General features: G+C 37.2%; 14 protein-coding genes. All 14 read right to left on the bottom strand.

Features of this window, described 5'->3' with window-relative positions:
• A partial coding sequence (locus tag AAC601_RS18275) for a DUF2200 domain-containing protein (RefSeq protein ID WP_340154057.1) occupies window positions 1-328 on the bottom strand: 328 nt, incomplete at its 3' end.
• 224 nt (window positions 329-552) lie between these two features.
• Entirely contained in the window at window positions 553-876 is a 324-nt protein-coding gene (locus AAC601_RS18270) for a type II toxin-antitoxin system PemK/MazF family toxin (protein ID WP_340154056.1), read from the bottom strand.
• A complete protein-coding gene (locus AAC601_RS18265; RefSeq protein ID WP_013453888.1) occupies window positions 867-1112 on the bottom strand; it encodes an AbrB/MazE/SpoVT family DNA-binding domain-containing protein in 246 nt (81 codons plus the stop codon). Before AAC601_RS18265 ends, AAC601_RS18270 begins: the two co-directional genes overlap by 10 nt.
• Before the next feature lie 353 nt (window positions 1113-1465).
• Complete coding sequence (locus tag AAC601_RS18260) at window positions 1466-1960, bottom strand: hypothetical protein (RefSeq protein ID WP_340154053.1); 495 nt, start codon at window positions 1958-1960, stop codon at window positions 1466-1468.
• Window positions 1961-2612: 652 nt separating this feature from the next.
• Window positions 2613-3764 carry an IS91 family transposase gene (locus tag AAC601_RS18255; RefSeq protein WP_340154055.1) on the bottom strand — a complete coding sequence of 384 codons (1152 nt, stop codon included), beginning with the start codon at window positions 3762-3764 and terminating at the stop codon, window positions 2613-2615.
• A gap of 10 nt (window positions 3765-3774) precedes the next feature.
• The gene (locus AAC601_RS18250) at window positions 3775-4020 is read right to left on the bottom strand and encodes a tyrosine-type recombinase/integrase (RefSeq protein WP_303271725.1); all 246 of its coding nucleotides are present in this window, start codon (window positions 4018-4020) and stop codon (window positions 3775-3777) included.
• Window positions 4021-4069: 49 nt separating this feature from the next.
• The gene (locus tag AAC601_RS18245; RefSeq protein WP_340154054.1) at window positions 4070-4627 is read right to left on the bottom strand and encodes a phage integrase N-terminal SAM-like domain-containing protein; all 558 of its coding nucleotides are present in this window, start codon (window positions 4625-4627) and stop codon (window positions 4070-4072) included.
• 322 nt (window positions 4628-4949) lie between these two features.
• Entirely contained in the window at window positions 4950-5444 is a 495-nt protein-coding gene (locus AAC601_RS18240) for a hypothetical protein (RefSeq protein WP_340154053.1), read from the bottom strand.
• A 192-nt stretch (window positions 5445-5636) separates the two neighbouring features.
• Window positions 5637-6830: a M20 family metallopeptidase gene (locus AAC601_RS18235; protein WP_340154052.1), complete on the bottom strand. Its 1194-nt coding sequence runs from the start codon at window positions 6828-6830 to the stop codon at window positions 5637-5639.
• A gap of 317 nt (window positions 6831-7147) precedes the next feature.
• Window positions 7148-7657, bottom strand: a complete 510-nt coding sequence (locus AAC601_RS18230; protein ID WP_303271722.1) for an SPOR domain-containing protein — start codon at window positions 7655-7657, stop codon at window positions 7148-7150.
• On the bottom strand, window positions 7650-11003 hold the full coding sequence (secA, locus tag AAC601_RS18225) for a preprotein translocase subunit SecA (protein ID WP_303271721.1): 3354 nt from the start codon (window positions 11001-11003) through the stop codon (window positions 7650-7652). Before secA ends, AAC601_RS18230 begins: the two co-directional genes overlap by 8 nt.
• A 67-nt stretch (window positions 11004-11070) precedes the next feature.
• Window positions 11071-11850: a diaminopimelate epimerase gene (gene dapF / locus AAC601_RS18220; protein WP_303271720.1), complete on the bottom strand. Its 780-nt coding sequence runs from the start codon at window positions 11848-11850 to the stop codon at window positions 11071-11073.
• 60 nt (window positions 11851-11910) lie between these two features.
• Entirely contained in the window at window positions 11911-12579 is a 669-nt protein-coding gene (locus AAC601_RS18215) for a hypothetical protein (RefSeq protein ID WP_303271719.1), read from the bottom strand.
• The gene (locus AAC601_RS18210) at window positions 12554-13105 is read right to left on the bottom strand and encodes a hypothetical protein (RefSeq protein WP_303271718.1); all 552 of its coding nucleotides are present in this window, start codon (window positions 13103-13105) and stop codon (window positions 12554-12556) included. The genes AAC601_RS18215 and AAC601_RS18210 overlap by 26 nt, the downstream gene beginning before the upstream one ends.
• Window positions 13106-13110: the final 5 nt, after the last annotated feature.

Raw genomic sequence — 13110 nt, 5'->3', positions numbered from 1 at the left:
ATTCATCATACAACTTATCTAAATATCTACATTTTCTGTACAATTCAAATTCATCCGGTATTTCTTCAATGCGATAACCACAAATTACGCCTTTAATGAGGTGAGCATTTGGATTCAATTCTGCTTTCTGAAAGAATGTTTCAAAAGTTGCTTTTTCATCAATCAATTTTTGAATTGTTGCTTCATTAAAACCAGTTAGCCATTCTATAACCTGATGAAATTCTTCTTTAGTTCTACCATTCTTTTTTAGTCTATCTAAGTAATGTGGATAAACAGACGCAAATGTCATTTTTGAAATTTGTTCGTTTTTTTCAGCTGTAACTTTCATGATTAATTGACCTTTATATGGCGCTAGCGCCACTGTATAAATTCGTGGCTGAATAAAAGTATAAAAATTTGCGATAACTACCGAGGCAATCCACAGGATTGGCTTATTAAATTAATTTTTCATCAATAAGTCAATCCTGCGGATTTTCGGGCTCTCTACAAAGAGCTAAAGAAACAATATTCTACTAACAGCCATGATTTATGACAGGCTGTTAGGCTTAGTTGTTAATCTACAAAAGTCTCCTTTATTATGCTTTTAACTTCTTTTATCTCTGGTTTTGACAACCGACTGAGAGTTTTTATAATTCTTTGCTTATCAACAGTTCTGATCTGATCGAGCACAATCCAACCCATTTTGTTATCGTGTTTTACTTCTACTCTTGTTGGATAATTTTTTGAGCTCGTTGTCATTGGAGCAATCACGATCGTCCTTAGGTATTTATTCATCTCGTTTGGAGAAATCACAACGCAAGGTCTAGTTTTCTGGATTTCACTGCCGATTGTAGTATTTAAATTGACTAAAACGATTTCGTACTGATTTATTTCCATTCGTTTAGGTTTTCATCCTCGAACACATCGTTAAATAGTAAACTGTCATCCTTATTATCAGACATTTCCTTAAATGCCTTCTCCCACCCTTTTCGCGGTTTTGAAAGAGGTTTTATGATGATCTGTCCTTTTTCTAAAATCAGATCAACCTTATCTTTAATATTATATTTCTCTAAAATAGTCTTACTAAATCTTATTCCTTTAGAATTCCCTATCTGTACAACCGAAACTTCCATAATTCCCTTTCTTTTGTGTAATTACAAAGTTACTACTTTTCGCTGAAAATGAGAAACTACGGATAATTTTTTTGATTGTATGTATCGAATAAAGCAGAAATTAAGCCTAACGACTGTATAAAACCCGTTTGCTATACTGGTCTATGAAATACTGAAAGTAGTAATTTATGCTTTCTCCGCAAACTGGTACACTTCATTAATTGCAAAAGCTTAGAATAATTAGACTCCAGAGTTTGCCAAAGCATTATCCTTGGTTGTCAGCTATGAAAAGCAAGCATAAATTACAAGCTATTTAGCAGACACTTTGCCACCGGGTGGTTAGCAAATGGGTTTTATGCCATGTTACATACTTTTTAATTAAAATAGTAACCAATTTGAATTTTAACCAGTCCTTCAATTCGCTCTGCTCTGAGGAAATATTCAGAATAAGATTCATGATTGAAATATAGGTAAAATAAATTCTCGTCATCTCTTCCTATTTGGTAATCCTCAGTTTCTAATTTGATCTTTAATTCTTTAACATTGGCAGGAGTAAACATTCTTTCAGCAATCCAAATTCCAGATTGAATAATGTAGGATTTATCAATATTTTCTAATCTCACATTTTCTTTAATTAATGTGCCGGAAACTCCAAAATGATTACATCCTCCACGATGTGCTATCAAGGTATCTCCATTGTCAAGTAATATTGTAGCTTCTTTTTTTGAGTCATCCCAAGTGTAAGTTTCAGTCTCTTCAATTTCTTTGATGAAGTCATCTGTTTGGGTAGAAAGGTCAAAAACACAATCACTATCTTGAGAAAACGCTTGAAATGATAAAGTAAATAAAATGAATAGTATGATTTTCATGATGATATTGCATGTAACGTCCAACTATCATCCGTAAGCTGGACTTTTCAAATTTCTATAAAAGTATCTTATACCACAAGCCTTTGCAAATAGCTCTGTCGTAAAGGGAGTCAAGTGTTTGTAATTTGCTCTGTACTTGCAGTTCTTTATTCGGACTTTCTGATATTAGATTAGTAATTGCATTCGATTTCCTCTCATTTCTTTGTAACTCATATTCCTTTTGCTTGGCTAAAAAGTTTTCTAATGATGAGTCAGTTGTACACGATGCTAATACTACTGAGAATATAATTATAATTGCTTGTTTCATCTGGTTGCTATTGTTGCCAACATTATAGCGTTTTATTCATCGTTCTCTAAAAATAAATAAAAAAAGGTAAAATCCCCATTTCTGTAAATGTGATTTAAGAGCAGTAAGAATGATGAATAAAACGTTGTTGGACTGAGCCGATGGGACTATGGGCATAGTATGTTGGCTTTAGCTGCTGAAGCCTCATCTTGCCAATTGATAGCAGAACTTTTGCCTATTTGATTATGATTGATAGCGTCTATTTTCATCCGAAGGTTTGTTAATTAGACGTAGCTTTCCTGTTGAAGCTTTTTTCGCTTCTTGTTAAAGCTACAATCTTTCAAAGAACTGTCGGTCAGTTTAATACTAGCCGGGTGTTTTTTGTTTTGGTAATGGAACTGCCTTCATGCTTTTTGCCTTACACTTAGAACATTCCACAGGGTCTTTCCCTGTTAATTGCCGATAAACTTCCATGCCGTTGAGCCCTTCCAACACTGGGAAGTAAGTGATTTTATTAATGATATGATTACAGTCATCCCTAGCCTGTTTAAGGTTGGACAAGGACATAAAACCAAAATACCTGATTTTGCAAAACCCCTCAGGCAGGACATGCTGCATGAACCTTCTGATAAATTCGCCCGCTTCTAGGCTCATCACTTTTCTCAAGCCACCACATCGGTAGTCTTTATAATTAAAACTTACCTTTCCATTTTGATGGCTCATGATCCGTTGGTTACTTATGGCCACCCTGTGGGTATAATTGCCCAAGTAATTAATCAGATTTTCAGGGCATTTAAAAGGCTTTTCACTGTAGACCACCCATTTGGTCTTATAGCATTGCTGTTTTAGTTGTTCAAAGTGAGTGCCTGCAGGTATTTTGAGTCGGTCATTCTTGAAAGATGCTTCCAGCAGCTTGAGTAAAATACCTCTAAACACAGCACTTAACACCTTCACAGGTAAGAAATAGTTGGGGCTAGAAGGAATCCATTCTCTTCCGTCTTCGGTCAATCCTCCTGCAGGCACTATCATATGGATATGCGGGTGATAATCCAAGTTTTGTCCCCAGGTATGTAATATGGATACCGCACCTGCCTTTGCCCCCAGATACTTTGGGTTTTTCGCGCACTGCATCAAAGATTGACCCGCTGCTTTAAAAAGCACACCATAGGCCAGTTTTTGATTAATATAAAACAGCTTGTTCAAGCAGTGGGGCACGGTAAAGACCAAATGAAAATACTTAGTGGCAGGCAGGTTTGAAGCCAGTTTATCGACCCATTTGGCCTTTCTTATGAACTGGCATTTGGGGCAGTGCCTGTTTCTGCACGAGTTGTAGGCTTGCTGATTGTACCCACAATTATCACAGCTGTTAATATGCCCTCCCATGGAGGCACTCCGACATTGGGTGATGGCCTGGTAGGCTTTCTTTTGTACGAGGCAGAGTTTTGTGGTATTCAAATAATCCGCTGCGTGCTCAATGAAGATATCAGCCAATTCTGTTTTCTGTCTTTTGTTTTCCATCTTCCCATTTTTAAACTTTCATGTTATCTAGCGGGGAGCAAACACTGCCGGGGTCTGGCTTGGTGAGATGTAGATAGACGGTAGTGGTCTTAAGGGAGGTGTGTCCCATAAACTGCTGTATCAGCCGTAAGTTCACGCCTTGCTCCAACAGGTGCGTGGCAAAAGTGTGGCGCAGGGTATGAAAGGATACCGCCTTTTTAATACCGGCAAGCTTGAGCTTGTTCTTGACAATTTTAGCCAGAGTGGTTTCAGCCAAAGGACGTCCTTTGCTGTTTTGGGGTTCAAATAAGTACTTCTTAGGCCGCTCATTTTGATAATAAAGGCGTAACCTCCAGCGTTTTTCGGGAAAGCAACGTATAGCGGTCTTTCTTGCCCTTGCCCTGCATGACCCGCACCTGCATTCTTTTAGAGTCGATATGATCGGGTAGTAGGTTCAACAGCTCATTTCTCCTCAAGCCTGCTGAATAGGCCAACATAATGATAGCCTTATGTTTTAAGTTGCCGTTGACATTGATCAGCCTTTCCATTTCCTCAATGGAGAGGACGATCGGAAGCCTTTTAGATTTTCTAGGACATCTAATCTTAAAATCTTCCCATTCCCTTCCCAAAACATCGGTCTGCACTATTTTAAATGCACTGATGTACTGGTTCACAGTAGAGGCTGATAGGCCTTTTTCTATCACTACCTTGTGAAGATAATCTTTAAACTCTGAAAGGGTGATGGTCTCGAGCGGTAAACTGCTCACTTTAGCCAGGTGCGACATCAGTGAACAATACGTATTTACTGTACGGAAACTGTAATTCCGGAATTCCAGCTCTCTTTTCAGATGCTCTAAGGCATTGCTTTTTGTTTGAGTTTTCATAATGGTAACTTGTTTGTTTACCATTACAATTTAATCATACCTCTTTTTACCGTTTCCAGGAAGAAACGGTTTAGTTCAACGACCTTATAAAACCCGTTTGCTATACTGGTCTATGAAATATTGAAAGTAGTAATTTATGCTTTCTCCGCAAACTGATACACTTCATTAATTGCAAAAGCTTAGAATTATTAAAAAACGTAAATGTCCAATGCAGTATCCTTGGTTGCTAGCTATGAAAAGCAAGCATAAATTACAGGCTATTTAGCAGACACTTTGCTACAGGGTGGTTTGCAAATGGGTTTTATGCCATGTTACATGCTTTTTAATTAAAATAGTAACCAATTTGAATTTTAACCAGTCCTTCAATTCGCTCTGCTCTGAGGAAATATTCAGAATAAGATTCATGATTGAAATATAGGTAAAATAAATTCTCGTCATCTCTTCCTATTTGGTAATCCTCAGTTTCTAATTTGATCTTTAATTCTTTAACATTGGCAGGAGTAAACATTCTTTCAGCAATCCAAATTCCAGATTGAATAATGTAGGATTTATCAATATTTTCTAATCTCACATTTTCTTTAATTAATGTGCCGGAAACTCCAAAATGATTACATCCTCCACGATGTGCTATCAAGGTATCTCCATTGTCAAGTAATATTGTAGCTTCTTTTTTTGAGTCATCCCAAGTGTAAGTTTCAGTCTCTTCAATTTCTTTGATGAAGTCATCTGTTTGGGTAGAAAGGTCAAAAACACAATCACTATCTTGAGAAAACGCTTGAAATGATAAAGTAAATAAAATGAATAGTATGATTTTCATGATGATATTGCATGTAACAAGTGAATATAGTCACCCCCTGGTGACTATATATCTATTATGTCTTTAAACTTACTAATAATCTAATTGGAAACAAAAAGGGTTTTTAACAAGCCTTAAAGAACATTCAACTAAGAACTGTATATTTAAACGTTTAATAAACGTATAAATATACAGTTATGAAATCAGCAATAATCACTTGCTTTCCAACTCCTTAATTGCCAGCCAAGCCATTAAGCCCATACCCGTCTCCAATGCCAAAGGATCAATATCAAAAGTAGGGGTATGTACTGAGGAGTTAATACCTTTTGCTTCATTCCTAACTCCCAAGCGATAAAAACATGCATCTGTAGCTTGCGAGAAGTAAGCAAAGTCTTCGGCTGCTAACCATAAGTCTAAATCCTCCACATTTTCTTCTCCTAAAAACTCAATAGCATTGGCCTTTGCTCTTTCGGTCAGCTCTGGCTCATTTACTAAAAATGGATATCCTTTTCTGATCTCTAATTCGCATTTGGCACCCATACTTTCAGCCATTCCCTCAGCCATTTTTCTTAGCTTTTGATGAGCAGCAGTTCTCCATTCCTCATCCATGGTACGGAACGTCCCTTCTAAATACACTTCACTAGGGATTACATTGGTAGCACCTTCGGCCATAATCTTTCCGAAAGACAAAACAGTTGGAACTTTAGGGCTAGAATGGCGACTCACTATTTGTTGCAATGCTACTAATATGTGTGCAGTAATTATGACAGGATCAACATTCAATTCAGGCATTGCGCCATGTCCTCCTTTTCCAATAATTTTCATATATAATTCATCGGTGCTCGCCATATACATTCCGCTTCGGAAACCTACTTTGCCAGCATCAATCAAAGGCATTACATGCTGCCCTATTATATTATTGACATCGGGATTTTTTAGGACCCCTTCTTCAATCATTTTGGAAGCACCACCAGGTACTTTCTCTTCTCCGGGTTGGAAAATCACCTTGATCGTACCTTCAAAATGTTCTTTAAGATGATTGAGGATTTTCACTGTCCCGAGCATAGAGGAAGTATGCACATCGTGCCCGCAAGCATGCATTACGCCTACATTCTGACTTCTATAAGGCACTTCATTCTTTTCTGTAATAGGAAGAGCATCAATATCAGCTCGTAGGGCTGTTACTTTCTTATCTGGATTTTTCCCTTTGATTAAAACCACTGTTCCAGTATCCGCAACTCCGGTCTGGTGCTCGATTCCCCAGTCATTTAGCGTTTTACTGATGAATTTAGCAGTTTCAAACTCTTCAAATGATAATTCAGGATTACGGTGCAAATGCTCTCGAATCCCCTTTATCTCTTCGAACTGTGACTTGGCCAGTGATTGAATCTCTGATTTTAAATCCATTTTAAGTTTTGATTTTAAGTCTAAGGCTAGAGATTTTTTAAAGTACTTCTAGGTTCCGATCGGTGTGCCACCGACCTAGGCTAGCATTGACAAAAATTATTTTCTAACCACAATAGAAACAACCTGCCCCGACATTATCGGGGAAGAAGACAAAAGGATTTTCGCTAAAGCGAAAAAATTTGTCACTGACACCTCCATTACCAAAGGCAATAGAAGAAATTTCCTTCCGCTAGCGTCTACCTAGTAGAAATTACTACCGCCTCTGGCGACCTTTCTGTTCTATGGCAACAAAGCTAAACCTGTCAGGTTTAAAAAATCTAATTAATATAAATCCGTTGCGGAACCGAAATAGCATCAGGAAATTTTGGCTTCAACTTCAGCAAAGTTCTCTGCACCTCTAATCTTTCTGTAAATCTGCCTACTCTAACTTTATAGATCGGCTGTTTATATTCTACATCGGTCCTGATTTCAGGCAATACAACCCTTGCGGTATCCCGTGCTTCATAAGCCTCTGCGCTACTACTACCACTATAAATCTGTATGGCATAGCCATTTACGTAGCGAATTTCCTTATTATTTTCAGCTAAGGTATCAAGCTTTTTGTCCAAAAGGGCCGTGACGTCCGCATTAGCTTCGAAATTCTCACTGGTACTTCTGAAACTACTCTTTTCACTTTCCATCTCAAAGGCAGTATCCACTGTTGGACGATACTGGCTTAAGTCTTCACTATAAGATTTACTAGCTGTTGAAGTGGGTTGAGAGGTAATACAACCCACTATAAAAAAACCTAGTAATAAAAACGCTATGCCGAATCCAAATTTATTCATCTAATAAAACACATTTATTACTTTTAACATCTTCTTCCACTGTTTTGAATTTCACGTCTTTTTTCACGCTTCCATCCTGATATTGAACAGTTACTCGGTCATTTCTTCCCACAACTTTTTCAGATTTTGCCGGCATCTGCTTTTCGACCGGTGGTCTGTTTTTATTTTGACCTCCGCTTAATACAGAACCTGACTCCTCTTTACTTTCTTTATAATTCTGCTGCTGCTTTCTTTGCGCTGCAGCCTGCACTTGAGAGCTGTCCTGCACTGGCAAATCCAATTTCATCATAAATGAGCTGGTATCTTCATTTAATTTACCAATAAACCTCTTGAACAATTCAAAGCCCTCAAATTTATAAATCAATAAAGGATCTTTTTGCTCATAAACAGCATTCTGCACAGACTGCTTTAAATCATCCATTTCCCTCAAGTGCTCTTTCCAATTCTCATCAATGATGGCTAAAGTGGAAATTTTTTCCATAGAAAGTATGAGTTCCTGCCCTTCTGTATCTAAATTTCTTTGTAAATCAGTAACGACCCCAATTTGCTTTTTCCCATCGGTAAAAGGAACCATAATTTCTTTGACGGTAGCCCCTTTTGTTTTCGAAATGTCTTTTAAAATTGGAAAAGCCTTCTCTTTTATTTTATCATTCTTTGCTTTATAGGCAGTATAAACATGATTATACAGTTTCTCCGTAAGTTCGTTTGGCTTCAATGATTCATAATCCTCTTTGCTAATTTCAAAATCAATTCCGAAAGTACTTAAGATACTCAATCTGAAATCATCAAAAGCATCCATAGCTTTTGAATTGTTAACTATATCTTCGCAAGTATCATACAACATATTCATAATATCCAACTGCAATCTTTCGCCATAAAGTGCATTTTTCCTTCTCTTGTAGATCACTTCACGCTGAGAATTCATGACATCATCGTACTCCAATAATCGCTTACGAGTACCAAAGTTATTTTCCTCCACTTTCTTCTGTGCTCTTTCTATCGATTTAGAAATCATAGAATGCTGAATAACTTCTCCTTCTTCCAATCCCATTCTATCCATGAGTTTAGCGATCCTATCAGATCCAAACATCCTCATTAAGTTATCTTCCAAAGAAACAAAGAATTGCGAAGAACCCGGGTCACCTTGACGGCCCGCACGACCTCTCAACTGTCTATCTACTCTTCTTGATTCATGTCTTTCCGTACCGATTATAGCCAATCCTCCTGCTTCCTTCGATTCTTTTGCCAATTTAATATCCGTACCACGACCCGCCATATTGGTAGCGATAGTCACAGTACCTGGCTTACCCGCTTCCGCCACTACATCTGCCTCTCTAGCATGTTGCTTGGCGTTCAATACTTGATGTTTTATTTTACGCATGTTCAACATACGACTCAAAATCTCTGAAATTTCAACGGAGGTAGTACCTACAAGTACAGGTCTTCCTTCCTTACTCATTTCTTCAATTTCTGCTGCAACTGCATTGAATTTTTCACGGACCGTTTTATAAACCTTATCTTGGCGATCATCTCTAACAATATCTTTATTAGTTGGGATAACCACCACATCTAGTTTGTAGATATCCCAGAATTCACCAGCTTCCGTTTCTGCAGTACCGGTCATACCCGCTAACTTATGGTACATTCTGAAGTAATTCTGTAAAGTAATGGTAGCATAAGTCTGCGTAGCATCCTCAACCTTGACATTTTCTTTGGCTTCTATCGCTTGATGAAGACCATCAGAATATCTTCTTCCCTCCATCACACGACCGGTTTGCTCATCCACAATTTTTACTTTTCCATCTACCAGAATGTATTCAGTGTCTTTCTCGAAAAGTGTGTATGCTTTTAATAACTGATTCACCGAGTGAATACGTTCAGCTTTTACTGCATAGTCTTTAATCAACTCATCCTTTTTCTCCAATATTTCTTCATCAGCTAAAGACTCATCTTTTTCTAATTCAGAAATCTCTACGCCTATATCCGGTAGAATGAAGAAACTGGCATCTTCATCATCCCTAGTGATCAGATCAATACCTTTTTCAGTAAGGTCTATATTATTGTTTTTCTCTTCAATGGTGAACAATAAAGGCTCATCTGCCTCTGGCATTAATTTGGAATTATCTGCCAAATAAATATTCTCTGTTTTTTGCAAGATCTGACGCATACCCTGCTCACTCAGGAATTTTATTAATGGTTTGTGTTTTGGTAAGCCTCGGTATGCTCTGAACAGCGCTAGTCCACCTTCATCTTCTTTTCCTTCTTTGATTAGCTTCTTTGCTTCTAGTAAGAAGTCAGCTGTTAGTTTTCTTTGTTCTTGCACTAACTTTTCAATTCTTGGTTTTAAAGAATCGAATTCGTGTACATCGCCTTTTGGCACGGGACCAGAAATAATCAATGGGGTCCTTGCTTCATCAATTAGAACAGAATCGACCTCATCAATCATAGCAAAATGATGCTTGCCCTGAACCAATTCCTTAGTTTCGCGCGTCATATTGTCACGCAAGTAATCAAAACCAAATTCATTATTGGTTCCATAAACTATATCGGACTGATAAGCCTTTCTTCTTTCTTCAGAATTCGGCTTAAATTTATCAATGCAATCACAAGAGATTCCGTGGAATTGGAAAATAGGTGCCATCCATTCTGAATCCCGCTTTGCTAAGTAATCATTTACTGTTACAATATGCACTCCCCTTTTAGCTAGCGCATTTAAGAAAGCTGGCAAGGTAGCGACCAAAGTTTTACCTTCACCCGTAGCCATTTCGGCAATTTTACCTTTATGCAAAACGATCCCGCCAATTAATTGCACATCGTAATGCATCATATTCCAGGTCGTATCGTTTCCAGCCGCTTTCCAAGTATTATTCCAAATGGCTTTATCACCACTTAGATTAACATGTTCGGCTTTGCCGGACATTTCTTTATCGAACATATTGGCCGTTACTTCCAACTGCTCGTTTTCCATAAATCTACGAGCTGTATCTTTAACGATCGCAAAAGTCTCAGGTAACACTTCCAAGAGTATTTCCTCTAACTTTTCGTTTCTTTTCTCCTCTAAAGCATCAATTTCATTAAACAAGTCTTCCTTTGTGTGTAAATCCATATCAGGATTTTCGTCCACCTTAGCATGGAGAGCAGCTATTTCGTCATCAATATCCTTCAGGTATTGATTGATTCTCTCTAAAACATCGGTGGTTTTAGCCCTTAGTTCATCGTGCGATAAACTTTTTAATTTGGCAAATTCCTCATTGATTTGCTCCACAATTGGGAGTACTTCTTTTATATCTCTGTCAGATTTCGTTCCGAAAACTTTTGTCAGTCCTTTGGCTATAAAGTCAAGCATACTTTTTTGCTGTAATAATTTAAAATATGTGCTAATTTACACGCTTTTTTATGATTTATTTTAATTTTTAAAGCTCGATTTGCCCTTTAAAAACATTCTTTGCCGGCCCGGTCAGCCAGATATTTTTTGCATTCCCGTCTATCAACTCAAAATCAACACTCAATTGCCCTCCTAAGGTTTCAATTTTGACTGGAGAAATTCCACCATGCAAAACATGTGCAATTGCACAAGCCGTAACACCTGTGCCGCACGACAAGGTTTCATTTTCTACTCCCCTTTCATACGTTCTTACTGAAATTTGATCCTTAGACAGTTTCTCAACAAAGTTTACGTTGATGCCTTCTTTGGCAAATTCCTCACTATAACGAATGGAAGCACCTTCTTCTTTTACATTTTTGTCTTTTATGTTACTGGCAAAAATAACATAATGCGGTGAACCCGTATTTATCGTAAAATGCTCAGGAAAAGTATTGATTTTAGTTTGTGGGACATCCTTCATGCTTAAACGAACAATATCCCCATCAATAGAGGCTTCGTGTACCCCATCTGTAGATAAAAAGGTGGTTTGATTGCCAATAATCCCCAAGAATTGAGCAAATTTGACCGCACACCTACTTCCATTCCCACACATGCTTTGCGAGCCATCTGGGTTAAAAAATATCATTTCAAAATCATAATCATCATGATTTTCAATTAATATCAGACCATCGGAACCCACACCAAATTTACGATCACACAGTTTTTGAGCCATCGTTTTGTCTTTACTATTTACCTTTTGAAAGCGGTTATCCACCATCACAAAATCATTACCTGTTCCCTGATATTTATAAAATTCAATCCTTGCCATGTGCTCCTTTAAGCGAAAATAACACCAAAGAATTTCTTATGCCAGAATGGCACTTTTAAATTAATTTCTCAAATATTTTATACCGCTTTTTAACTCTAAAAAAATAAGTCCTATTTCTTTTGAATAAGAAAACTTCACAATGGTATTTGGCTCCAAAAACCCAGTTCTTGCAGTAATTTCAAAAACTGCAACTTCCTCTTTAAATAGTTGTCCATTTAACTCATAGTCAGTCATGATTTGAAACTCGAATGGAAGTTCTTTTTCTTCATAGTCATTCCAAGACAACGACTCTCCACTATTGGAATATATGTATAAACTGTTGGGTTTGTATGTCACCGCATCAAAGCGAAAAGATAAACTAGGCATGTTAAAGGAAACCCAAGGATTAGTATCAGAAAAGCCTGCATCGGCATTAATACTAAAATCACCTAATACGGTGCTTCTAAATTGTTGATAATGCATTTCCCTCATAGTCCTATGAGTTGGGATCAATAAAAAAGAACCACTCGATTCGCTGTAATAATTATCTTCTTCTGTTAGAACCCAATTAGTACTTATACCATTTTGATCTTTCATTGTAAAGCTATGATTTCGCTTTTCCTGTACAATCCAAGCCTCCGTTTCAGCTTGTAGATCTATTTCTTCATAAATTATAGCTCCATTACATGAAATCAGTGCTAATAAAAAAAGCAATAAAAATGATCTACTGGATTTCGTAAGTGTCTCCATTTTCCTGAATAATTTTTAGGATTCCTGAAGAATAATTATAGTAGAGACTATCAATCTCACTTTCATATTCCTCACTATAACTATTACTTTTTAATTTAAGCACATCGTAAAAATACTGATTATTGATTTTCACAGAATCAACCATCTCCATATCCTCATTTAATGAGAAGTACTCCCGACCAATTGCGATCCCGTAATTAAAAGTATTTTCCTCCCTAGCATAAATATTAGATTCAATATCATAAAAAGGATAATCAGCAACTATAAACATTTGTTCTCTTTCGTAGGTATAATAATCGCAGCAATGATCGCAACCGTCTGTTTCAACAGTGGAATTCCTATACACCTCAAATTGGATTTCTGTTCCTGAATTATGCACAAGTGTAAATTTATCTTCATTGTCGTACGGAATAAAATCACTCATATTCTCAGGAAAGGTGAAGGCATCAGTGAGAGTACTTTCATCACATTTGGGGTTACAAAAGCCCATTGCGGCAATAAGAAAACTGACAATTATGTATTTCATATTCA

The sequence above is a fragment of the uncultured Marivirga sp. genome, from assembly GCF_963974845.1.
GTDB classification, from domain to species: domain Bacteria; phylum Bacteroidota; class Bacteroidia; order Cytophagales; family Cyclobacteriaceae; genus Marivirga; species Marivirga harenae.
Note: the sequence above shows the minus strand (reverse complement) of the source record. Positions and strands in the feature narration are given on the sequence as shown.

Bases quoted from the DNA above. Each gene is read 5' to 3' on its own strand.
- AAC601_RS18270 (WP_340154056.1), bottom strand. From the start codon at position 876: ATGGAAATAAATCAGTACGAAATCGTTTTAGTCAATTTAAATACTACA.
- AAC601_RS18265 (WP_013453888.1), bottom strand. From the start codon at position 1,112: ATGGAAGTTTCGGTTGTACAGATAGGGAATTCTAAAGGAATAAGATTT.
- AAC601_RS18260 (WP_340154053.1), bottom strand. From the start codon at position 1,960: ATGAAAATCATACTATTCATTTTATTTACTTTATCATTTCAAGCGTTT.
- AAC601_RS18255 (WP_340154055.1), bottom strand. From the start codon at position 3,764: ATGGAAAACAAAAGACAGAAAACAGAATTGGCTGATATCTTCATTGAG.
- AAC601_RS18245 (WP_340154054.1), bottom strand. From the start codon at position 4,627: ATGAAAACTCAAACAAAAAGCAATGCCTTAGAGCATCTGAAAAGAGAG.
- AAC601_RS18240 (WP_340154053.1), bottom strand. From the start codon at position 5,444: ATGAAAATCATACTATTCATTTTATTTACTTTATCATTTCAAGCGTTT.
- AAC601_RS18235 (WP_340154052.1), bottom strand. From the start codon at position 6,830: ATGGATTTAAAATCAGAGATTCAATCACTGGCCAAGTCACAGTTCGAA.
- AAC601_RS18230 (WP_303271722.1), bottom strand. From the start codon at position 7,657: ATGAATAAATTTGGATTCGGCATAGCGTTTTTATTACTAGGTTTTTTT.
- secA (WP_303271721.1), bottom strand. From the start codon at position 11,003: ATGCTTGACTTTATAGCCAAAGGACTGACAAAAGTTTTCGGAACGAAA.
- dapF (WP_303271720.1), bottom strand. From the start codon at position 11,850: ATGGCAAGGATTGAATTTTATAAATATCAGGGAACAGGTAATGATTTT.
- AAC601_RS18215 (WP_303271719.1), bottom strand. From the start codon at position 12,579: ATGGAGACACTTACGAAATCCAGTAGATCATTTTTATTGCTTTTTTTA.
- AAC601_RS18210 (WP_303271718.1), bottom strand. From the start codon at position 13,105: ATGAAATACATAATTGTCAGTTTTCTTATTGCCGCAATGGGCTTTTGT.